The organism is Paenibacillus sp. J22P165, from assembly GCF_059692015.1.
Window position 1 is genome coordinate 53,680 of record NZ_JCAUAP010000008.1, and the last position, 23,261, is coordinate 76,940.

The window sequence follows — 23,261 nt, forward strand, 5'->3', positions numbered from 1 at the left end:
AATGCTTCACGCACGAAAAAAAGCCTGATTCCTCAGGCTTTTACTTATATCCAAACTATACCAACCATTCCCCTACTATGCCTGCAATCTCCCACTGACCGTCTGACCGTCCCAACAGTGTGATGGAATTGCCCTGCACTGCTGTACCAATAAGGGATTTCCCTCCATTTGGTGTCAGAATGCTTTTACCAGGCTGTGTTACGAGATTAAGTCGATTCGAAGCTTCTACAAAAAAAGTATAAGAAACAGATGCTTTTGCTGTGGGTAGTGTCAGACTAACTTCCCCGGATGCGCCGGCATTGGTGATTTTGAATCCTATGTAGTCGAGGGTGATGGCACCGGAGGACGTGTAAGCTTGAATGAGCAGCGGATGTTTTTCTGCATAAATGTCCTCTGATGTGGGATCTATCGAATAAATGCTTTGACCTCCACCTTTGATGGAGCAGTTGAGATAGGCCACGTTCCGTATGATTTCTGTCTTGTTTTTCTTTAACGAAAATCCCCGTTTAATCAGGGGGACTTGTCGTGAATCAATGGATTCACAATCGACATAGACCGCATTTCCGATAACGCTTCGTACCTGTGCGGGCACCGTTGTAAGAATGAACGAGGAACCATATCCGTAAGGGTCATCTGGCTGATTAACCGTATTGCAGTTGATCGCTTTGCAGCGAATATAGGAACGCTTCGCGCTGTCCGCGGAGAAAGATAAGTCAGAGAATCCGCCGTATTGCTCACTATCGGCGATACAATCGATTAATTTAATTTCACCTTGGACGGCTTTAACCCCATCTCCTCCATAATTCATGGAGTAACCAAATGAATTGCCTTTTGTGATGCAGCGATCAAAAACAATATCAATGGGCGCACTAGCCGCAGTTGGCTTCAACAAAGTAACTAGGAAACCGCGACCTGTATTCCCTTCCGCCACACATTGAATGAAGCGAATATTTTTCAGCAGATCCAGTTGGCCGTTCGGCTCAATATCGACACCACTCTGCGGAGCTGTCCCTTTCGTGTTGGTGAAGCGGCAATTTTCCACAGTAAGGCCATCTACAGAAATAACAGATAAACCTTGTCTGCGGTTATTGTCCGCTCGGCAATTTCGGAGTACAACATTCCGGCAAAAAGCAACTGTCGATTCAAAATATCCGATATAAAACCCATCTCCGCCACTGTCATTGGCATTGATATTTTCAATAAGGACGTTCTCTGAGCCGCTAATATCGAAAATGTGGGCTTGTTCACCGGACGTATATACTGCTTTATTCATACGTAATGTGGAGCCATTACCGTTGATATACACGTCCTTGACGGTTTTGATCCGAATTAACCGTTCATAAACGGGACTCACTCGACTCAGTGTGTCAATCGCTTGAATAACCGTCCCCGGTTCTAGCTCAATTGCGATTTGGCTTGGAATGAACAGCTGCCCTGTTAAGTAAAAGCCGCCCCGCTGCTTAGGAATGAATAACTTGTGTCCAGTAGAAGCATTCAATGCCGCTTGTAAAGCTAATGTATCGTTCGTTACGCCATCACCCTTGGCACCGAACCACGTTGCGATAATCGTATCCTCATACATGCGTTTGAATCGCTTTCCATTCGTAGATACAAGTACGGTCCCCGTGTTATCAGCGGTAGTCGTGTCATTCGGGTCATAGCGGAAGAAACCTTCTTGCATCTCATTCGTTACGTAGTAAGCTAAACTCGGATTAGGATCAAGTTCACTCCTCAGATCCTCCAGCTTGACTGCGATGCACAATTGCATGTCCAGCAATTCAAGTAATTCTTTTTTACGATTTTTATTCGCGATACCATATACGGAACCGGTTACCGTCTGATCTTTGGCGAAGACAGTTGACCTTCCTGCACCCTCCCACAGTCCTGTAGAGATTGCAGCAATCCCCCCCAGACCTAACGTGGCTAGGAGCTTCCTGCGGCTAATTAATGGTTTACTCTTTTCTTCCCGCTCTGTTGTTCCCTCAACGTCCACTTTTTGTGCAGCTTCTTCTACATGATTTGATTGATTAGATGGTTTAGACATAGCTATCTTTACTCTCCTTTTCCCGACATGCGGGTAATAAGTAGGGTTTCAGTAATGTCAGCCTTTCAATCCCGTTGAAGCGATTCCTTGAACAAAGTATTTTTGAGCAAATAGAAAAACGAAAAGCACAGGCACAATTGTAATAACGGCGCCAGCCATGACGAGCGTCATCCGGTTTTGAACTTCGTTTTTCAGAAACAGCAGTCCGAGAGGAAGTGTAAACATATGTTTATCCTGCAAGTAAATAAGAGGCTCTAGTGTGTTATTCCATGCGCTCATGAAGGTGAAAACAGCTAGTGCCGATAAGGCAGGTTTCGCTAGAGGAAGATAGATCTTATAAAAAATTTTCCATGGATTTGCCCCATCTACCCAAGCTGCATCATACAGTTCTCTCGGTAGAGTCTTATAAAACTGGTGCAGCAAGAAGATGCCAAATGCCCCGCCAAGAAAACTCCTCACAATAAGCGGATAATACGTATCAAGTGCACCGACAGATTTCCAGATAAAATAAGTGGGGATCATCGTAATTTGGGATGGCAGCATCATCGTACCTAACATCGATAAGAAAATAAGATTCCTACTGCGAAATTGGAAGAAAGCTAAACCGTAGGCTACGATCGCACAGGAAGCTACGGTTCCAATCAAATCCATCATCGTGACAAAGATGCTGTTCACGGTGTATTGCAGAAAGTTAACCTCAATCCACACCTGCTTGTAGTTATGCCATACGAACGGTTCCGGTATTAGTTTGGGTGGTAAGGTTAGTTCCGAGCCCGATGCTGTCAAAGAAGTTGAAAGCATATATAGGAAAGGAACAAGCATGATAAAGGATCCAATGCCTAATATCACGTAAGCGGCAGTTCTTAAACCAGGGTTTGTTTTATTCATAATGCACCCACCTCTTTTCCGTGACCTTCTGTACAATGGTGATGAGCAGAATGATCAGGAACAGTCCCCATGCCATGGCGGATGCGCTGCCCATTTTAAAGTTTAGGAAAGAATCGCGGTAAATCAGGATGTTCGGCACCATATTCCGATCTGCAACAGAAATAACGTCACCTAGCATAACAAGAAACACGTCAAATGCATGAAAAGCAGAAATCGTTGAGAGGATCATCACCATATACAACATAGGGGACACAATTGGCATAATGATTTTGGTGAATAAAGTCCAACCTGTCGCACCATCCATCCGTGCAGCTTCCAACATTTCTTCCGAAATATTTTGCATGCCAGCTAAAATGATAACCATGGAATAGCCGGCCCCTTTCCAGACGTTAATGAGGGCGATAGACCCAATGACTAACCACCATTTCCCACTCCGTATCCAATCGACCGGCCCAATCCCCATCGTATGTAAAATCCAGTTTAACAAGCCAAATTCATTGTTGAAAATCCATAGCCAGATCATCCCCCCTGCCACCCAAGGTGTGATCACAGGGAGAAAGAAGATCACCCGGAACAAGGATTTACCCCGAATCTGCTGATTGAGCAAATAGGCCAGAATAAGGGCGACGAATGTCTGAAGCGGCACGAATAGGATGGCAAAATAGCCGACATTACGCATGGAAAGCCAGAACACTTTTTGATGTAGGAACTGGCTCCAATTGCGCAAACCGATCCATTGCGGCGGGTTGAATAAATCCCACTTCGTAAACGTGATATAAAGTGAAAATACGAAGGGAAACAAGAAGAAGATGAGCAGCTGCAGGACAAAAGGTAAAGTGAAGGCGAAGCCCCACCAGCCTTGTTTGCGCATTGGAACACCCCTTTCTAAGTCCAAGCCGGTTATTTGTTATCGTCGAGCACTTGTTGGACTTTTTGTTGAATTTCTTTGGCTCCGTCTTCTGGTGCACGCTTACCGTCCATAATATCGTTCAAGATCGGGCCGGCGGCCGCTCTCCATTCGTTCCAGGATGCGTTCTCATCCAGTGTACCACCCGCCTCTTCAATCCCTTTCGTATACGCTTTTTTGTTAAGAGGTTTGGTCGTCGATTTCTCGAGCTCTGCCAGAGCCGTTTTCTTCACTGGCAAGCTTGTGCCGCTTTCCGATAGCAAGCCTTGCCCCTCATCACTCAAATAGTACTTGAGGAATGTCCATGCGGCTTCCTTCACATCAGGTTTGGATTTGGAATATAGAACCCATTGATTCACAACCATCGGAACGAAGCGTTTGCCATCCATACCGATAGGCATCTTAACCGTGTCCCAATCAAGGTCCGGTTTGCTCTTATTGAGTGAAACTTGCGTTGCATACTGCATGAATGTCATCGCCGTCTTCCCATTTTCGAAAAACTTGCCTGTAGCTGCAGCTTCTCTAGTAGGACTAACCTTCAGTTTATTGATCGTATCGGACCAGGCTGTCAGCCCTTGAATTGATTTTGGATCTGTAAAAGCAGCTTTAGTTAACGTTGAATCGAGCGAGGAACCGCCGTACGCCCTCATCCAAGGCAACCAACCTAGTGTGATATTACTTCCTGCTTGGAAGCCGTAAATATCTGCTTTTCCATCACCGTTGGTGTCTTTTGTCAACTTCTTCGCAGCTTCTATCATATCATTGTAGGTCCAATCATCCGTCGGCAAGGGGATGTTATTATCTTTGAAAATTTGTTTATTAAAAGCCAATGCCCCAGGGTTGATCCCGTGTGGGATTCCGTATATTTTCCCATCCAGTTTGGCGGATGTAAGAGCACTTACATAGTCATCCGTCTTCATGTCACGCTTGATGTACGGTTCTAAATTCTCCGCAACCCCTCGTTTTCCATAACCTAGAACAACGGCGTTTTCTTGAAGCCAAAGATCTGGCGGATTGTTTCCAGCAATACGGGTAACGATTTTAGTAACAAAATCCGCCCAGGGTGTCTCCTCGATTTCTAGGGTAATGTTCGGATACTTCACTTGAAAGTTAGTGATGATTTTTTTGCTAGTGATGTCATAACCGCCAGGCAAGCCAATTTTTAGCGTGACATCTTTTAACGGTGCTGCTGTTGGTGCTGCCGTGGCCGTTCCACCTGCACTGCTAGGTAACGTTCCCGCTGCTTTCTCGTTTGAACAGGCCGTGAGTGATAGTGCTGCTATGATGCCAATAACGATTGTCTTTTTGTTCATGAGTATGACCTCCCTTTTAAGAACAATTTCGAATCAATGACCTAGGATTTGACCATCCTGCAGAAGCTGTTTCCGCAATAAATTGTAATCCAGATCCTGCAATGCACATTGATGCTCTAGCGCCAAAGCGGCAGCAGTCGCTGCAGATTGACCAAGAATCATAAACACAGGTTCCATTCGAATAGAGCCATAAGCAATATGTGAGGAAGACAAACAGACCGGCACGACAAGGTTTGTGCACTCTTCGCCTTTGGGAATGATGGCTCGATACGAAATCGGATAAGGCCCATTGGGACTAATTTCAACATTTCCTTCATTAATACATCGTCCATCTAGAACCAATCTTCTGCAATTGTGTGAGTCCATGGTATAGGCGGCTAAGCCTACCGAATCCTGTTCAGTTGTGAAGTGGCGACAATGATGTTCTGTCATGACAACATCTGAAATCATACGTCTTGCTTCACGAATATAAAGTTGGTGCGGCCATCCGCCAGTCGTGGTAAACTCATCTGCTGGAAGCCCCCAAGTCTGAACCTCCGCTCGAATCACTGCTGGGATCGTGTCATCATTGGCCAAAAAATAAAGCATGCCCATATTATAATGTAGATGTTCTTGATAGAGCCGCTCACGATTCAAATAGCTCGCTTCAGGCCAAGCATAATTACGTCCGATATAATCGGTTGAAATGGCTCCCCAATTATTCAAGTCACTCTTACCGCCGGGCATCTCCTTGTTGAGCTTTAAGGCATCCCAGACGCCGTTACGGATATATCTCGCCAATAATGCAAATTCATCACAATTGTAGTTAGGTGGTTCTGGAAAAGGAAGCTGACGTTCTCGATTGCTACTCAAACAAATCCGGAAGTTATAAGCCTGAACGGACTCATCTCCCTGTCCTTGCACACCGGGTGCTACGTCGGATATGCCTGCGAGCAGACCGCTGTCTATTTTACCTTCTCGTACATAGGGGTCTACCCAAGCGGTAAAATTATGTTTCGGATGACCAAAATGAATGCCATTCAATATCTCTTTATACACGGTGTTGGATTCTCTGCCTACATGATAGGAAACGCCTGCCCGAGCAAGTAGATCACCTTCGTAGGAGGCATCTATGAACATAGGCGCTGTATAGATTGTTCCGTCTTCCATGTGGATTTGTGTAATACGACCTGATTGGAGTTCTACGCGATCTAAATGCTGTTCAAAATAAACAGGTATCTCATCTCGCTGTAACCAACTCATAAAGATGTCTTCTGCGACGTGAGGTTCCAATGCCCAAGCCCTTCCATCCGGCTCATCACTCCCATAGTATTGACCCAGTGTTTGATAGAACTCGCTGGAAATCCCACCAATCGCACCGGTGTTACCAACATCCGTACGTCCGAGACCACTTGCTGTCATCCCTCCTACATGTTGACTGAATTCAGCTATCACCGCCTTGAGTCCCATGCGACTAGCTTGAATGGCTGCTGCTATGCCTGCGGGCGTACCGCCATAGATGCAAAGATCAGCCTCAATATGATTAGGTTGCCGAGGTAGAGGTTGTTTGGGCTTATAATAATACAAATTTGAAAAAGAACTCATTCTGGATCCTCCTCCGTATAATTTGCAAGTGATTATGTGTTAAACAACAGCATTTGTTCTATAAATCGATGCGCTCAACAGGAGAGTAACGGATAGATCGGAGCTGCGGAGTATGTACCTTTCTTCCTAAATGAAGAGATTCCATGCCAAGGTTAATCATTCCCGTTGTGAGAAATGTACGCTCCGCACTGACAGGAGAATGATTGGTCAGTACCATCTGCTCGATCAGTCTTGTCAGTTTCTCGAAATGCTTGTAAGGTCGACCTATGCCGCTTTCACAACGGGCCGCCGTAATCTCGCCACTCGCTCCACGAAAAGCAAACCCCCACTCCCTTATAAAACGCTGAAGCTGAAGAACGTAGCCTTTCAATCCGTCGTTATATTCAATAATGAACAAGACAGGTACGTCTACATGTTCCCTGGGATGACCGGGTAGAACATCTCGAACTGTGAGAAGTGCCTGAACCATGAGTTCCTCGGGAACCTCCCCTCGATCCATAGCGGCCCACACGGATCTCCCCTCCAGTGCTTGAACGGAACTGATCCCGGTCTCACCACCATATCTCTGCTCAGCTAATGCTTGCAGCACCTCCATGCCATGAAACCCATAGGATTCGACTCCGAGCCAACTAATCACAAAAATCTCCTTCACCTGTTGAAGTTGATTGGGTGAATAACTTGGTATTTGAGGTGCATGTGAAATGGAGGATCCTCCGAGAAAAGGCAGCCCCCTTCTTGTGAGCTCATTGTAAATCCACTCCGCATCCTGCATGAGATAAGATAGATGCTTATCATTAAATATCGGAATTGTAAGCCCTAAGCGATCCAATGCACGAAATGTTTCTTCAAAAAAACGACGGCGTGGATACATCTTTTGACGCTTCTCGTTCCACGGATACTCACCATGCTCACCAATTAATATCACGCCATCAATTGGAATTCCGATATGTGGAGCGGCAATAGCTTGCTCGATGGATGTATAGATAGGAATACCTCGCGATTGTGCTTCTGCAGTACCGATATCATTAGCAGGTACCTGATCTAGATAAAGCGAAACGACTTCGATTTGCGGAACATACCCGAACAATCCTAGCAAGCGTCCGATGATAACTTCAGCATGAGAATCAGGACGATATTCCGTGATGATGGCAGCTACTTTTTTTCGCTCGTTCCGCGCTTTCATAAAGCAATTCCCTGTTCAACTCCACTTATTTGAGGCACAAGTTGTTTCCTCCTATGCCTGTTCCATTAATAGGCAAGCCGTCAAGGCAGCCGACCAATGAAAATCTCTGATAACGTCCATCTTTTGACGAATATTATATCTACCCAGATGTGGCCCTTTTCGATCGCATTCTACAGGTGGTACTTGGTCAGCAGAATCAAAATACTCAAAAATGACTCCGTATTGCTCATAGTATTTCTGAACCATCTGGATACTTTGCTGTGCAAGCTTATCTGCTTCCTCATTCCTCCCTTGTCTCTTAAGACCGATATATACAAGATAGTTCATATTCATCCATACAGGACCTCGCCACATATCCGTGCTGTACGTTTTTTCAGAAGCTGCAGTCGTAGGAATAGGGAATTGTGTTTGAAAATGATTGGTATCCTGCAAGATGGAAATCAATCGCTCTGTACGCTCATGGGGTATATGATTTAGGAGCAGTGGGAGAAATCCACTTACCGCCTTCACTCGAGAAAAGTTTCCATCCATGTCTAGATCAAAATAAAACCCCTCACGCTCATCCCAGAGTAAATTGTGAATTTGACTAGTTAAATCAAGTGCTTTTCGGTGCCAGTGTTGAGCTCGTTCAGTTTCACCGAGTTCATCAGCGATCAATCCGATGTAATAAGCATCTTGGGCAACGAATACAGAGAAATCCACGGCGTCCAGTACTGCCGCTTGATCAAACCGAGGAGAATTGTCCATACCGGATTCCCCGGAACGGCAAAGTGGATTGCCTTCAATCATCCATTCCAGCAGCCCATTCCCATTGCGATCACGGTTCGTTATATCCCAATTCACATAACGTTCGAGTATAGGGAGTGCATAACGCAAGTAAGAGCTTTGTTTGGTATGAAGGTAGTTTTCCCAGACACCCCAAGCCAGTATAGGGGGCTGGGTTATGCCAGAGCCTGATCCATCCACTTTGTAGGTATGCGGAATCATGCCATCCTCCCACTGTGTATCCAGTACGGATTTGAGAAAATGCCATGACAGCTCTGGGTCCAACAGATTCATAGCAAGCGAATGAAAGACAGAGTCCCATAACCACATTGCTCTGTGAGGAACACGATCAGGCGTTGACCAGTGCTGACGAATCACGCCTTCAGGGGCAAGGGTGTTGACTTTCATTACACTAAAACACTTCAGGAGCAGTCGTTCTTTCATCGGATCATGAAGTCGTGGTGCATGTTGATAATAGTGTAGTCTGGCTTCAGCTTCCTCCAAAGAATCGAATGACAATCCCACCACGACTCGACTAACTGCTTCTTCAATCTGGCGACCATATGCTAAGGCCCATCGTTCCTTATCTCTTAGCAAAGCGATGACATCCTGTCCATTTGCTGACTCTGTAATGAAAAGCGAATCTTCAGCCCAGGCTTTACCACCATCTTCTACTTCAAAACTTAGCTGGATGTTAACTGACGAAGGAGCTTTCCCAATAAGTGTATGCCAGCTCTGATAAACCGCCATCAGTGGACCTTCCTCCAATTCCGTTAAAAGCACGTCTCCCGTGGCAATTTGAACATCACCGGCATGCGGAACGAGAAATTGTAACCTTCGTCTTTGAGGTGTATGAAATAGTAGGCTATACGCTCCCTCGCCCACTGTAGCAACGAACTGAGAATAGGAATCCGTTTGCCCGTCATAACCGGAAAAAGCAAACAGAGCACCTTCTTTCCATAGATTAGGTAAATTTTCTCGGACATTTAGCGCTATCTTGCTCCCCGTCAAATTTGCTCTCTCCCTTATGAACCCGTTTTATTGATATTATTATCTCGCAATTCAGATAAAGGGTTATATAGAACAATTTGCTCAATCGTTACATGATTTTGCTCTTTTCCTCATTTCGGTACGGAAATCACTGTGGTATACTCAGAATTATCTGATAGTTAAGGCGGGTGAACAGCAATGGATGTTTTGAAGAAAATTGAACCTTTCGAAGGTAGACGCTTCCCATTACGAATGACTGAAGTCATTAGCTGTTTTCACTTAGTAAGACCGCACTGGCACGAACACCTTGAATTTATACAGGTTATTGAAGGTGAGGTACAAATTCTTATCGACAATCGAACCTTTATAGCCAAAGCACCTTGTATTTTTTTTATAAATAGCTGCAAGATTCATTCCATGCATTCGTTAAACGGGAAGAACAGTACCATCCATGGGATGATATTCGACATGACCTTATTAACTGGCTCCTCTGAGCATTCCGAATTACAGCATGCACTCGCTCAATTCATTCAAACAGCTCCGGTCCAAGAGCCCATCTACCCCGTACATCCGTTATGGAACGAACTGAATCCCCATTTTGAAATCGCATACAAAGAATACGCGGAGCAAAATATCGGTAGCGAGCTCATTATCAAGTCGTCGCTATATCGCATGATGATCCCTTTACTTCGAAACTATCAGCAAGAACTTTCTCTTTCAAAAGACTTGAACAAAAGCTTTGATCAATACAAACGGTTGAAACCGGTCATTGAATATATAGAGTCCAGTTATGCTCAAAAAATTTATACGGACACCCTCGGTGGACTTGTGAATTTAAGTCCTTTTCACTTTACACGCTTTTTTAAAAAGGTAACGGGACTTACCCCGATGAACTACATTAATCGTTATCGGGTAGAAATGGCCAAACGATTATTAATCGAACATAACTTAAGCATCACGCAAATTGCTGAACGCACAGGCTTCTGTAATGTTAATTACTTCGATAAAGTATTTAAGGAAATGAACGGATTCACACCACTGGAATTAAGGAAGCAATTCACCGATGGTTAAACAATTTCAATAGAGAGCCAAAAATATCAATCTAACCACTCTCTTTAAGTGAGGGGTTATTTTCCTTATATTACCATAATATAGGTTGACATTTAAGTCATATTTCAGATATTCCCATTATGTTTAAACGTTTTAATTAATTGTTTTCCATATTATACATAATGCCTTTTAACAAGGAGACACTAGAGTACTGAGGTGATCTCCTATGCTCGTTTCAAAACTGTCGCAAACGTTTGAGGGTAACGACGATTTCGTAAGCCGTAATTTAATGCGAGCGGATACGGTCATCTCGCTGTATTATTTAAAATCTGTTGTCGATGACAAAAAAATTTCTGAACAGCTGATCAAGCCGTTTTTTGCTTTAACCACGTTCGAGTATGAGCAATTCCTCCAATCCTTCTCGGATTGGTCACAACTCCATGAAGAACAAAAAGCAGTGAATAAAATGTTAAACGGAGCGGTTGTTCTCCACATAGGAGAACGCTTTTTTACTGTTGGCATCCCCAATTATGAGGGTCTGACGGTTGGCGAAGTGATGACCGAAAACGTCATTGCTGGCCCGCAAACTAGTCTGAACGAGAATCTTGACATCTCGTTGAATTTGATTCGCAACCGCTACCGATCTGATACTCTTACTGTGTCGCATAAACAAATCGGCGAGATGAAATCTTCTAAGATCACGATCGTGTACGATAAAAAATATGTGGAAGAAAGTGTGTTGCAGCAAATTCAAACTAAAATAAAAGATATATCCCTCCTAACGATTTCCTCCAGCAGTCAGTTGCAACAGAAATTGAATGAAACGAAATGGTCATTGTTCCCAACGATGATGATCACCGAGCGATTAGATCGAATTACTAAAAATTTGCAAGGTGGTAAGACAATCGTTTTACTTGAAGGATCGCCATTTGCAGTCATAGCACCGGCGGTGTTTTTCGACTTTTTTGCTTCAATGGACGATATCATTCAACTTTCTATTGCTGCAAAATTTCTATCTTTCTTGCGTTATATCGCCCTTTTCATCACCGTTTTTTTACCGGCATTTTATATAGCTGTCGTTACTTTTAATCCTGAGTTTTTGCAGACACAAGTCGTCCTAATCGTTTCAGGCAGCCGTGCGACTGTGCCATACCCTGCTTGGATAGAAGTTCTATTCATGATGTTATTAATGGAATTTTTGATCGAGGCGACCGTACGTTTGCCCAAAACTATCGGACCAACTGCTGCTACAGTTGGCGGCCTTATTTTAGGACAAGCAGCATCTGGCGCCGGACTTGTCGCAGACGTCATGATCATCATTGTCTCGGTTGTGGCTATTACGAATTTTGTTATACCGATCAATGCGATGTCGTTTGCCATTAGAGTTATTCGTTATCCAATGATACTGTTGGCTTCTTTTTTCGGAATGCTTGGACTAGTGCTGGGGATAATTCTTTTACTTGGCTTTCTTTGCAGTCATCGGAGTTTCGGTAAACCTTATTTGAGATGGTTTTACGAGGATAAAGCACATGAGACATTAAAGAGGTGAGATCCTTGCTTGAAAAACGATATATGTACTATGTCATGTTTATTTTGATCTTGAGTGGTGCTGATGTATTTACGGCCAATTTCCTTCCTTATTATAGCTATAAAGGAGCCATAGCGGGAATGATAACGGCTACGATAGTGGCACTTATCCTTTGTTATTCGTTGCTAAAATCGTTAGGTAAATTTCCAGGTAAAAATTTGGCGGAAATTATGCGAGAAAGCAGAATACCACCATTTTTGCGTGTTCTATTTTTATTGGTTTTTTTACTAGTTTGGATCGCAATGGGATGGTTCATGCAGGGGCAATCCGTGATGGCCTATAAGTTTTATTTTCTACCGAACTTTCATCGCAGTACCATCTGGGTTGCTCATGCTGTTGTTGCAGCAGTTCTATCAAGATTAGATTCCAAGTCCATATTGTTCCTTTGTGAAATCATTTTTCTATTGTGCGTGGGTATTGAGATTGCAGTGATCTGGATGTTCAGTACGTATGAATTTTTTTCATGGCAAGACATTTTGCTTGCGTTAACCTATGCGCCGTCCAAGCCAACCTTTACGACGATTTCGTTATCCGCTATCGTATTCGCTGGGTTTTCGACAATGGCAGCTTTTAACAAAGAAATCGTACAAGAAGTCAAGAAAATCAAGGCAGCGGTCTTTATCGCGGCGTTCGGTTTGTTTATGCTTTTGAGCAGACAATTGCTAGTAATAGGAGCATCAGGAGTAGACGCGGCGATGAAGTATTCGATGTCCGGATTCTCAGCGGTAGATTCAATTCGCGTTGAAGCATTCATAACCGAGCGGGTTATTTATTTTTTTCTCGTTATGATTACCTCGGTTCTGGTTGTTGGAAACATTCTTCTTTGGCATTCTGCGATAGTGATGCTTAGAAACACGCTTAAGGTTTCACTAAGAACGGAATGGTTAATTATTGCTTTTATTTCACTTATCCCTATTGTTCTGCAAAAATGGTTGATGACTCCTGTCTTTCAGTCAGCATTCCGTTCCTTTACTTGGATTCATCTTGTTTCAGATGTACTGTTTGTTATTTTACTTATGTATTGCGCTAAAAGAAAGGCACATACAACATATGAAAGTTAATTGTGCAGCTGTTGCACTTCTCCTTTGTTTTCCGCTGCTCCTGATGGGATGCAGGTCCAAAGACATTGACAAGAGAGCGTTCGTAATCGCAATGGGGATTGACGCTGGAGAAATAGATTCGGATCACTTCATGATCTCGCTTAAGATCGCAGTTCCTTCTAGTGATCCTAAGAAGAGCGATAGTAATTTTATTACCATGGAAGAAGAAGCACGATCGATATCGGAAGCGATAAGTAAAATGAAATCCAAAATAAATAAGAAAATTGATTTTAGAACTGTAAAAGTGATCCTTGTCGGTCAAAAAGTAACGAAGAAAAACATGGATGCTTATACTAATTTTATTGTGAGGCACCCGGAAATCCAATTAATTGCTTGGACAGGAGTCGCAAAGCCTACCGCCAAAGAGGCATTAAAGAAGAAACCAAAAACTGAAAAAGGAAACAGGGAGTTTTTTAACTCCGTTTTTACAGATGCTGCCGCAGAATCGTACTCTTTGGTTCCTGAAACATTATCAGACTATTATCGCAGGACTGCAGCTAATGGTCAGGATCCTTATATGCCGGTAATTGATGCCGATACAGAGGATCTGAAAATATCGAGTACAGCCTTATTCGATAAGAAACATCAAGTATTGGAATTAAATGAACAACAATCAATGACTTTTAAAATACTCACAAAAGGCATCCAGACAGCGTCCATTAGTGTGGAGTCTGATGGCATACTCTATACAACCAATCTAGATATTAAAAGCGGAACGTTCTCTATTCACGCCGATTCGAATCCACCTTTCATCATATATAATGTAAAAGCAAGTGGCGTATTGCAAGAAACAAGCAATGATAAAACAATTAGCACAACTGATTTGATTAGAATCGAACAGTTGCAAGAAAAAATAATTAGCGAAAGAATCCTGGATTTACTCGGAAAAATCAAGAAAAGTAATCTCGATCCATTCGGATTCGGTTTAAGGTATAGGGCAACTCATCTCAATAACAAGACAAAATGGCAAAATTGGCTTAACATGTATCCTGACATCCAATTGAAAGCTAGTGTAAAAATAAATTTGTATTCGACTGGAGAGGTAAGATAACGAAATTGAGCTTATGGCAGATATTCAAAAAAGGCAACCGATCCACTTGGTCGGCTGCCTTTTCTGTTTACTTAACGTGGAATTAAACTGTCGCTTTGGACATGTCCTCGAAATATTCGATAACGACCTCCCGAAATTCTAAAGCAGCAGGTGATATGTATCGACTCTTGTGCCACAACAACGCGATTTTCCGCACCACTTCATGTGTCTCTATTTGGAGATATTTGATTTTCGCTAGTTCATTCCTCGCCGTGCTTGGTATGAAGGCTATGCCAATTTCGGCTTCCACCAGATTAACCAGCCTTGCCGGTTCATCCCCCTCGTACACATAATGTGGAGTAAATCCAGCAGTTTTGCATGCCGCGTCCATTAAATCGCGCGTACCGTAACCAATTTTTAACCCTACTAACCATTCATCCTTCAACTCAATCAGCGACACACTGCTTCGATCGGCCAGTCGATGCCCTACTGGAACAGCGACAAGGATGGGATCGATGTACAGGATTTGACATTCGATGTCATCCCGCTTCACAGGCGGCGAGGACAAACAATAATCTACCTCACCTCTGTCTAGCAGATCAACCATCTCCTGTGTGGTCAGCATTTGCACATGAAATTGAATATGTGGACGCTTTTGCCGAAATTTCCGAAGAATGTGGTGTAATACGCTTGCGCTAGTCACCCCTAGTTCAAGTGTGCCATGATCAGGACTTGATAAATTGGTAAGCTCCAGCCTCCCCTGTTCCAATTCAAACAAAGCCCTTTCTGCACGGCGAAGAAATATTCTTCCGAACTCATTCAATTGCAGCTTTCTACCTACTCGATCAAATAGCGAAACACCTAGATCTTCCTCCAGGCGTTGAATGGTTTTACTTAATGATGATTGTGTAACATGCAGCCCCCGGGCAGCTTCGGTTACATGCTCCGAACGAGCTACCGCGAGAAAATATTGTAATTGAAGAAGTTCCAATTTCGCACACCCCATTCATTCCTTCTAGTCAATGAGATTATAGCATGCAATGCGTTGGAATATATAACTGATTTCAAGTAAGATGACAATAATATTTCATAAGAAAGGGTTGAACATCTTGAATCGTAAATTGGTTCTTTACATTGTTGCTTTTGCCGCGTTTCTGGGGCCGTTCACGCAAACCATTTATACCCCAATATTACCTGAGGTTGCTAGTGAGCTTCACTCCACCTCATTCGTTGTAAACCTAACAATTTCAGTGTTTACCTTATTTCTTGCCATCATGCAGATAATCTATGGTCCACTTACGGACTTAAAGGGACGCCGCAAAGTCATGCTTTTCGGAATAGTGTTATATGTTATCGCTTCGGTGGGCTGTTTTTACTCTGATACGATAGCGTTACTGCTGGTCTTCCGAGCGCTGCAGGCAATCGGCATCGCTGCTGGATCAGTCGTAGCCGTAACCGTCATTAGTGATTTGTTCGAAGGGAAAGAGCGTGGCCAAGCGATGGGGACCTTTCAAATGTTGGTTTCGTTAGGCCCTGTGCTCGGGCCGGTCATCGGCGGATTCCTTAGCGGTTTGTTCAATTTTCACTCTGTGTTCATCGCTCTTGCAGCTACCGGTATGCTTGTGCTGGTTTTCAACTACCTTTATTTGAAGGAAACAAAGCCAGACAATGTCGAAGCCCGCCGATTTCAACTACGAGATTTTGTAGCCATTCTTCAGAATCGGGTTGGATCGTCCATTATTTACTTGGGCTTTATTCAATATTATGTGTTTTACTATTTCCTTGTTTTTCTGCCCAACATTTTAACCGATAGTTACGGCTTGTCAGCCCAGCAAAAAGGACTTGTATTTCTACCTATGTCGCTTGGCATTGTGGTCGGTAGTTACTTAGGCGGGAGAATACAAGCACGATTTGAAGGAGAAAAGCTTCTCGTACTAGCCACTTATCTTAATGCCATTTCAGTACTACTATTTCTCATATTTTACTCGATTTCTTTACCATTGCTGCTAATCGGAATTATCTGTTTTGAGTTATCGCTAGGGTTTTCGCTCCCTGTGCAAACGACTCTATTGACCAGTGCTTTCACGCATAACCGTGCGACTGCTGTCGGCGCGTATAACTTTTTCCGTTATATGGGAATGGCTGTGAGCCCAATCGTGGGGAGCCTATTCTACCAGATCGGTGGCTATGTCCTGCTGTTTGGATTTATCATTGTCATATATCTAGCATATGCCTTCCTATTGTCGCGACGTTACCTTGGTGCACAAGCAAAACGTCCATCCCTTGGAAAGGGATGAGTGTAATAACGGTGATTTTTGCAGATGAAATCCCACCCTTGGCGTGATTACGCTAAGGTGGGTTTATTTTCGTATAATGCATCGGTCAATCCTGTTACTCTATGAAGTTACTTGCATACCATAAGAAGATTACCATCAGGGTCCCTAAAATTAAACCAATGACCATTCTCGATGCCAGTTGTTAATTGCACATTCTTCGCTTGCATAAATGCGTAAGCTTGTTGAATATCTTCTGTACGAAACTGAAATGCAGGTACTTGATATACGTTTTTTGGCGAGAAAATTTTGCTATCCAGAACAATATTGGGTCCTTCCATTTGAAGTACATAAATATGACCAAAAAATAGCTCACCGTCCGTTGGCAAGCCTAATATGTCACAATACCAATCACGTGCTTTCTCAATATTACTTACTGGAATAAAAACTCCGCCAATTTGATTTTTTACCGGATTCATAACATTCCTCCAAAGTAATGAATAATATCTTACCTAAGGACAAGTCCTTTGATCGAGTTCATCAAAAATTGCCCTGTTATATATTCCATATTTTCCCTTGAAAGTCCTTTTCGATTCTATCAACTGTTTTCCCTAGGCAATACAAAAAAGCCGCACATACGCGACTTTTAAGCTGATATGATTTGCTACATCTATCTCGTCATTTGCTTGCTTAGTGTTTCTTGCGGTAGATAGGCATCATGCTCTCTCAGAGTTGTAATTAATTGCTCTGTATCCAACTCACAGGCCGCTTGTCCTGTACGAATCGTCTGTACTGCAGCAGTTCCAGCGGCCTGCCCCATCATTGCACAAGCGGGCTGTACTCGGATAGATCCATGTACCTGGACATCACTAGATACACATCGCCCAGCCACCCATAGATTGCGCCAACCCTTCGGCACCAGTACGCCATAGGGAATACCGAAGCATTCGCCAGGGTTTAAGCGACCTGCTTTTTCAAATTCATCATAATACCGTTTGTATTCTTCTTCAGAGTTGTTATAGGGATGGATATCGATGGACTTGTTAAAGAGTCCGATTTGGTCCGGAAATTGGCGACGAGCAAAATAATCTTTTACATTCAGCTCATATTCACCAACGATACGGCGTGATTCCCTGATCCCGATAAGCGATGCGGTCGTAACATGCTCCATATTCTCAAAGCCAGGAACATACTTTTTATAAAAGTCCATGTATTCGATTGCAAGTCTACGCCCCAGCATGACGCCGTCCGTCAAATCTTTACAGCGAAGTGCATTTAGGTTGAAAATATGCCCTCCGTTCAAATAGCCAACGGTATGATTGACCTTCGCCATCCCTGGCAAATGACGATCCGGCTGTGAGAAATGTCCGTCCCGAAGCGCAATTTGCAGCATCTCTTGTTGAATTTCATAGGATCTCCCTTTCGTTGGATCCCAGTCAATGTTAGAGAACAGAGAAGCAAGCGTCGCAGGCATAATGCCCGGTGTATCTCGTCCTGCTTCCACACAAGCGGCACCGCACAATTCCGATAATACGGCATCACCGGTACTATCAATAAAGGTTTTGGCACGAACATAAGTAAAGCCTTCAATGTTATGCAGAACAACTCCTTGCACAATTCCAGTTACGGAATTCGCTTCTGCATCTACAACTTTTGTAAAAAAGCGGACCTCCACGCCAGCATCTACGGCAAATTCATCCAGGACTAATTTATAGCCCTCGACTTGAAATGCGGTCCATTTGTGATAATTTTTACGCCAGCTGTCCGGGTCGATGTCAGGACGTAAGAGGCTCCGTCGATACAAGGTTTCAACGACTTCTTTCATAAAGCCGCCCACCAGCATGCGCTCACCGTTTGCCATCGGATCGAACGCCGTTACCAAGCCCGATGTGCCCATTCCGCCTAAGCATCCGGTGCCTTCGACTAGAAGAACCTTTGCACCTTGTCTTGCAGCACTGATAGCAGCCGCCGCGCCGGCAGGTCCGCCTCCTGCTACAACTAAATCATAGTATTCCTCCGCGATAGGAATGTTGCGATGAAATGAATACGTATGCATGGAATAAGTACTCCCTTCGTTTTCACGCTTTCAGTTCTCTTTCTATCGCTAAGTATAGGTTAACTATTACGCACGTTATAGTTTAATATTTGTTTAACTCTTAATCAGAAAAAGCCATGCGATGAGCGGCAGCCGTCCTCATCGAGTCCTCTTCTTGAATTGATACAGGAAAAATTGCAGAGACAGAATCAAGAGAGTAAAAGCCATTCCCGTTTCGATTACGAGATAAGGATAGACTTGGATGTACTTAGCTCCGTAAGCGATCAACGAGGTCCACTCGCCGGTTGTCGTCAGATAAATCATATAGGGCACTTCACCAGGGACTAACTTATCTACCATTTCTAATGTTTCTGAACCGCCGATGATGATATTGAAAATCGCCAATTGACCCATTAGGAATAGTACGATGGTAAATTCGCTTATGACGATATAAAGCAATTCAATACGCATGTTTGAAAAAATGTGCTTTACGATCCTATGAAATGACGAGCTGCCCATCAATTGCGATGCCTCGACGTATGGTTTCGAATTGTAGAAGCGGGCTCTTTCAGCAATCTGGTATGCAAGAGGAAAGATGCCTAGGACAGTTACCATAATGATAAAGATGAGCGTAAATTGCTTCAAGTTGTGTGGATTTGCTTTGTCCACATTGTTCAAGCCAAGTTTGAAGTACAAGCCAATCAGTGGTGGATACAAGAACAAAAATGCTGGCACGGCTGAGACGACCCACTGCATGGTACGCAGCACGCCTCCTCCTCTCCCTGTCGTCCCAGACCAGAGGCCTAGCGGCGCAGCGAACATGAATCTTAATGCCGTTAATAAAGCGGCATATGCCAACGTGTATTTCAATCCGTTCAGCAGCAGGCTCAATATATCCAATCCCCTGTGGTCGGTTCCTAGAAGATAAGTAGTATTCGGATGTAGAGGAGGCGTTTCATAAACCATTTTTCCATCGATTATTTTCGAAATTAAGTAGACTTTATCCGCGTTTGTAAGTCCATGGGGTTTAACCATCCCGCCAAATGCCGCTAGTAATACGATGAATATGATCATCGCGCAAGCGAAATAAAACAGTTTCGATGATTTCTTTTGCACGGTTATGCTCCCTCCCCTATTTTTACGACAAAGAGCTTACTGATCCATGCATATATAACATGAAAAATAATTGCAATGATAACAAGAACGATACAAAAGATTGGAGTAGCGCTGATATTTTGGACTCTGGGACTGACCAGATATCCGCCGAGACCAAGAATATCGCACATCGCTTCTGCAACTGCCATGCTTGCGATAGCCAAAGTCGTCGCTTTTGGCATCACCATCAACAGGTCCGACATAATGTTCCGAATAACGTGATGAAAAAGTACTTCCCTTTTGGTCAAACCCTTAGCCAACGCTGTTGTGATATAATCCTGCTTCATCTCGCGTTCGATTGCGAGCCGCAGCGTTCCGTAAATCAATACCCCGGGTATTAAAGCGATCGCAAGAAAAGGAATCGTAAACGGAATATGATTACCGTAATGTGCTACCAGTATGATGTTTCTTCCCGTCAATCGAGTTAAATAAATGGACGCAAGCTGAATAAGTATGATCAGTAGAAAATCCGGCAAACCACTTAATAGCGCATGTACCGAATGCAACAATCGCCCTATCGTCCCCCACATCGAAGCCACCAGTGATAATAAGGTGGAGAACAAGACCCCAACGATCAGACCAGGTATTAAATAAGTACAAGTGCGGAAAACCGTTTCTTTTAAAACTTTCTTTACTGGAATGTCATAATTTCCAGTGCGGATTAGACCTAAATCGCCATGCGAGTAGTTAAGTAAGAGTTCCTTAAGGGAAAACAGATAGTAGTGAAACGAAAATGCTGGTTTCTCAAGTTGTACTTTTCTCGGAAGGAATACACCTGGAAGTTTACTAGCCAACTTTCCGTATTCGTCGACTCTTCCGTAAGGTACGGATATAATGTGTAGCTTCGCGTCAACAATCCTGCTTCCTGGAAGCTGAGAGACGACCTCTTCATTCGTTGATTCAGAACTAAGGTTTATCCTTAACAAGTCAGGAGCCTCAAGTATGAAAGCTTTGCTGATATTACTCATCAGAATGACAGCTGTGATGGTAATGAAGCTTAGAAAACCCCATTTCATAATGAATTTCAATATGATCATTCTCCTTTCTGGCATAAATAAGACAATTGGAAACGTCAATATGTGACTTTTTTCATGGTAATTTGAGATATAAAAAAGCACCCCCGCGTCTGATTTCATGATATAAAAATTCATGATCATCCACTAAAGTGCTGTCCGATTTTCAATCTTTATTTCCTGATTCCCATTTCCGTAATATTCACTTTAACAATCAATGGAATGGTCATCGTTTGATATTGTTGTTTCCATTGCTCTTCGTTCCAATTTCGCGTTTTACTTCTAACGAAATCTCCTAATCCAAGCGGGTCGATCCCCTCTTTTTTAAACGTTTCGATGAGATCCATGCCAGTCGTAGTTAAATCTTTTTCGAAAAGCGCTTTTATTCGATCTTGCTCCTGTAAGGTTAAGTAAATCCCCTTTGAATCAAGAATTTCACCGTTTAATGTAAGATTTATCGTTACCGTTGGATTATTCGAATCTTTACTGACCCGATTTTTCACTTTTGAACCAACATTTCTCACTGCTATATAAGATCCATTGTCTAGCTGTGCTTCAAGCATTCCGTACTTCGCATCTTCTAGGAGTAGTTTGATCACTCGCATCTGCTTTTCGTTCAGTGACATGACATATTTGTCATTTTTAAACAAAGCTAATCCAGTAATCATAACCTGATTATTCTGTAAGCTAAGTATTGGCAAAAAGGGGTCCATCCCTTGTCCCAAATTAGCATACTCGAAATCGTGAAGATTTTGTCTGGGAACAAGCCCGCTCTTCACATTCGTATCGATTAAATGGTATAAAAACATTCCTTTTTCCTCATTTGAACAAAAATTAGCTTTCAATAGATCCTTTGCTTTTCCATCGACAACAGCCAAATACATTCTTCGAGAAGCAACCGCCTCACGTAAAAATACATCCAATTCATCTGCTAATCCTTTTTCCGCTAACTCTTTGCCAAGCAGTATCACCGAAAGATTTCCTGGTTTAATTGGTCTGCTTAATTGCATCTCCATTAATTCTGTGATATTTCTAGTTGTGTGGCCAATCTTTGAATACAGGATATTTGTAACTGAAGTCGATTTACCAGCTTGAAACTTAGGCATGGCTATCGTAAATTCGATTTGATCGTTGGGTGCTTCATCTAAGGAACCGACAAAAGTTATCGTAATTTTCTCTAAAATTTGTTGCTTTACGCACCCCGTAAATAGGAAACAGATGAGCAAAAGTAAGCATGATGATCTATTCATACGGTTTTTCTCACTTTGATTCTGACAACGTTGACTATGTACAACAATGGGAGATACGCAAGGATCATGTAAAACCCGATCTCAGATAACATGGTTTGAAGAGCTTCAATATGCGTACGATCCGGTATCAAACATACAGCTGTAAAGACTAGAATTAATAATATCGGTAAGGCTGTTACTTGTTTTAGCGGAAACATCATTTTACACATTCGACTTGAAGCCCAAAGACAGAAGCATAGAATCGGAATGACCCATAAGATCTGTGCGGCTGCACCAATATATTCAAATCGTTCGATAAAAGGAAAATGAATAAATTTATATTTGGTTAATTGCGGCCATATTTCCTTTGATAATTGTTCAGGTTTGAACATGAGTATGGAAAACAGAATAATTAAAAGATACGACACGGTTGAAACCAAATTCGCTAAATGTGCCCACTTTTGAGATTTTTTTGGTGTGTCAATGAAGGTGTAGCAGAAAAATAGCGACTCAACACCTAAAAATGGAAATGTCAGATGCTTTCCCGCGGTCATGATATCATTCAGCGAATGATCTAAAATAGGTGTTAAATTATTAAAATGAAAATAGGCTACTGGAAAAAACAAAGCCAAAATGGTAACGTATCTGACCAAACTAAACATACAAATACCTACGATAACTCGAAAACCTCCCACAACAATATAATAGACAAGTAGGAGTAAAACCAATGCCAATGGCCATGTCTCCAGCTCAGGAAATAGCCATACTTGTATAATTTCTATAAATAGCCGTAATATGAAACTGGCAACGAGCACAAAGTAAATGATAAAGATAAAGTTAAGAACTCCACCAACCCATTTTCCGAAAAATCGTTGATGAATATGGATAAGATCGGTCTCATTCTGATTAAGAATGCGATAAATCATCCAAATAGCGATGTGAAAAATCAACCCGCAAAGGATGACTGAGATCCAAGTATCTTGACCAGCCAATTGAATTGGTTTAATTGACATGGACAGATACTCGGGTCCGAACTGCATCGAATGAATCAACACAAATACTAGAAATGGCGAGATTGTAAATCTTCGTTGTTCGGTTGATTTCATCTTGGTAT

General features: G+C 42.8%; 19 protein-coding genes. 5 read left to right on the forward strand and 14 right to left on the reverse strand.

Annotated features, from left to right (window positions below; translation table 11 throughout):
- Nucleotides 1–55: 55 nt before the first annotated feature.
- The 7 genes from AC58QM_RS20355 to AC58QM_RS20385 are packed head-to-tail and all read right to left on the reverse strand — an operon-like array spanning nucleotide 56 to nucleotide 9,695.
- Complete coding sequence (locus AC58QM_RS20355; protein ID WP_497286679.1) at nucleotides 56–2,044, reverse strand: putative phage tail protein; 1,989 nt, start codon at nucleotides 2,042–2,044, stop codon at nucleotides 56–58.
- Nucleotides 2,045–2,101: 57 nt separating this feature from the next.
- Nucleotides 2,102–2,932, reverse strand: coding sequence for a carbohydrate ABC transporter permease (locus AC58QM_RS20360; protein ID WP_497286680.1), 831 nt, complete (start codon nucleotides 2,930–2,932; stop codon nucleotides 2,102–2,104).
- Nucleotides 2,925–3,803 (reverse strand): carbohydrate ABC transporter permease, encoded by an 879-nt coding sequence (locus AC58QM_RS20365; protein WP_497286681.1) that lies wholly within the window; start codon nucleotides 3,801–3,803, stop codon nucleotides 2,925–2,927. The genes AC58QM_RS20360 and AC58QM_RS20365 overlap by 8 nt, the downstream gene beginning before the upstream one ends.
- Before the next feature lie 29 nt (nucleotides 3,804–3,832).
- Nucleotides 3,833–5,152 carry an ABC transporter substrate-binding protein gene (locus AC58QM_RS20370; RefSeq protein ID WP_497286682.1) on the reverse strand — a complete coding sequence of 440 codons (1,320 nt, stop codon included), beginning with the start codon at nucleotides 5,150–5,152 and terminating at the stop codon, nucleotides 3,833–3,835.
- A gap of 33 nt (nucleotides 5,153–5,185) precedes the next feature.
- Nucleotides 5,186–6,736 (reverse strand): FAD-dependent oxidoreductase, encoded by a 1,551-nt coding sequence (locus AC58QM_RS20375; protein WP_497286683.1) that lies wholly within the window; start codon nucleotides 6,734–6,736, stop codon nucleotides 5,186–5,188.
- 58 nt (nucleotides 6,737–6,794) lie between these two features.
- The gene (locus tag AC58QM_RS20380) at nucleotides 6,795–7,919 is read right to left on the reverse strand and encodes a hypothetical protein (protein ID WP_497286684.1); all 1,125 of its coding nucleotides are present in this window, start codon (nucleotides 7,917–7,919) and stop codon (nucleotides 6,795–6,797) included.
- A 51-nt stretch (nucleotides 7,920–7,970) separates the two neighbouring features.
- Nucleotides 7,971–9,695 carry an amylo-alpha-1,6-glucosidase gene (locus AC58QM_RS20385; protein ID WP_497286685.1) on the reverse strand — a complete coding sequence of 575 codons (1,725 nt, stop codon included), beginning with the start codon at nucleotides 9,693–9,695 and terminating at the stop codon, nucleotides 7,971–7,973.
- A gap of 177 nt (nucleotides 9,696–9,872) precedes the next feature.
- Between AC58QM_RS20385 and AC58QM_RS20390 the strand changes: the two genes are divergently transcribed.
- The 4 genes from AC58QM_RS20390 to AC58QM_RS20405 all read left to right on the forward strand — a co-directional run bounded on the left by AC58QM_RS20390 (nucleotide 9,873) and on the right by AC58QM_RS20405 (nucleotide 14,463).
- The gene (locus AC58QM_RS20390; RefSeq protein WP_497286686.1) at nucleotides 9,873–10,745 is read left to right on the forward strand and encodes a helix-turn-helix domain-containing protein; all 873 of its coding nucleotides are present in this window, start codon (nucleotides 9,873–9,875) and stop codon (nucleotides 10,743–10,745) included.
- A gap of 205 nt (nucleotides 10,746–10,950) precedes the next feature.
- Nucleotides 10,951–12,273 (forward strand): spore germination protein, encoded by a 1,323-nt coding sequence (locus tag AC58QM_RS20395; RefSeq protein WP_497286687.1) that lies wholly within the window; start codon nucleotides 10,951–10,953, stop codon nucleotides 12,271–12,273.
- A 5-nt stretch (nucleotides 12,274–12,278) separates the two neighbouring features.
- On the forward strand, nucleotides 12,279–13,373 hold the full coding sequence (locus AC58QM_RS20400) for a hypothetical protein (RefSeq protein WP_497286689.1): 1,095 nt from the start codon (nucleotides 12,279–12,281) through the stop codon (nucleotides 13,371–13,373).
- Nucleotides 13,363–14,463 carry a Ger(x)C family spore germination protein gene (locus AC58QM_RS20405; protein WP_497286690.1) on the forward strand — a complete coding sequence of 367 codons (1,101 nt, stop codon included), beginning with the start codon at nucleotides 13,363–13,365 and terminating at the stop codon, nucleotides 14,461–14,463. Before AC58QM_RS20400 ends, AC58QM_RS20405 begins: the two co-directional genes overlap by 11 nt.
- An 82-nt stretch (nucleotides 14,464–14,545) precedes the next feature.
- Here AC58QM_RS20405 and AC58QM_RS20410 read toward each other — a convergent pair whose 3' ends face one another.
- Entirely contained in the window at nucleotides 14,546–15,433 is an 888-nt protein-coding gene (locus tag AC58QM_RS20410) for a LysR family transcriptional regulator (RefSeq protein ID WP_497287097.1), read from the reverse strand.
- Nucleotides 15,434–15,551: 118 nt separating this feature from the next.
- On the opposite strand from AC58QM_RS20410, the gene AC58QM_RS20415 reads away from it, so the two are divergent.
- Complete coding sequence (locus tag AC58QM_RS20415) at nucleotides 15,552–16,739, forward strand: MFS transporter (RefSeq protein ID WP_497286691.1); 1,188 nt, start codon at nucleotides 15,552–15,554, stop codon at nucleotides 16,737–16,739.
- Between the two features lie 107 nt (nucleotides 16,740–16,846).
- Here the strand turns inward: AC58QM_RS20415 and AC58QM_RS20420 are convergent, their stop codons facing one another.
- From AC58QM_RS20420 to AC58QM_RS20445, 6 genes are all read right to left on the reverse strand, one after another.
- Nucleotides 16,847–17,194, reverse strand: a complete 348-nt coding sequence (locus AC58QM_RS20420) for a VOC family protein (RefSeq protein WP_497286692.1) — start codon at nucleotides 17,192–17,194, stop codon at nucleotides 16,847–16,849.
- A 191-nt stretch (nucleotides 17,195–17,385) separates the two neighbouring features.
- Entirely contained in the window at nucleotides 17,386–18,771 is a 1,386-nt protein-coding gene (locus AC58QM_RS20425; RefSeq protein WP_497286693.1) for an FAD-dependent oxidoreductase, read from the reverse strand.
- Between the two features lie 138 nt (nucleotides 18,772–18,909).
- Nucleotides 18,910–19,866 (reverse strand): ABC transporter permease subunit, encoded by a 957-nt coding sequence (locus AC58QM_RS20430; RefSeq protein WP_497286694.1) that lies wholly within the window; start codon nucleotides 19,864–19,866, stop codon nucleotides 18,910–18,912.
- Between the two features lie 2 nt (nucleotides 19,867–19,868).
- Nucleotides 19,869–20,933, reverse strand: a complete 1,065-nt coding sequence (locus AC58QM_RS20435; RefSeq protein WP_497286695.1) for an ABC transporter permease subunit — start codon at nucleotides 20,931–20,933, stop codon at nucleotides 19,869–19,871.
- Nucleotides 20,934–21,091: 158 nt separating this feature from the next.
- The gene (locus tag AC58QM_RS20440) at nucleotides 21,092–22,168 is read right to left on the reverse strand and encodes a Ger(x)C family spore germination protein (protein ID WP_497286696.1); all 1,077 of its coding nucleotides are present in this window, start codon (nucleotides 22,166–22,168) and stop codon (nucleotides 21,092–21,094) included.
- Entirely contained in the window at nucleotides 22,165–23,253 is a 1,089-nt protein-coding gene (locus tag AC58QM_RS20445; protein WP_497286697.1) for a GerAB/ArcD/ProY family transporter, read from the reverse strand. The genes AC58QM_RS20440 and AC58QM_RS20445 overlap by 4 nt, the downstream gene beginning before the upstream one ends.
- Nucleotides 23,254–23,261 lie beyond the last annotated feature (8 nt).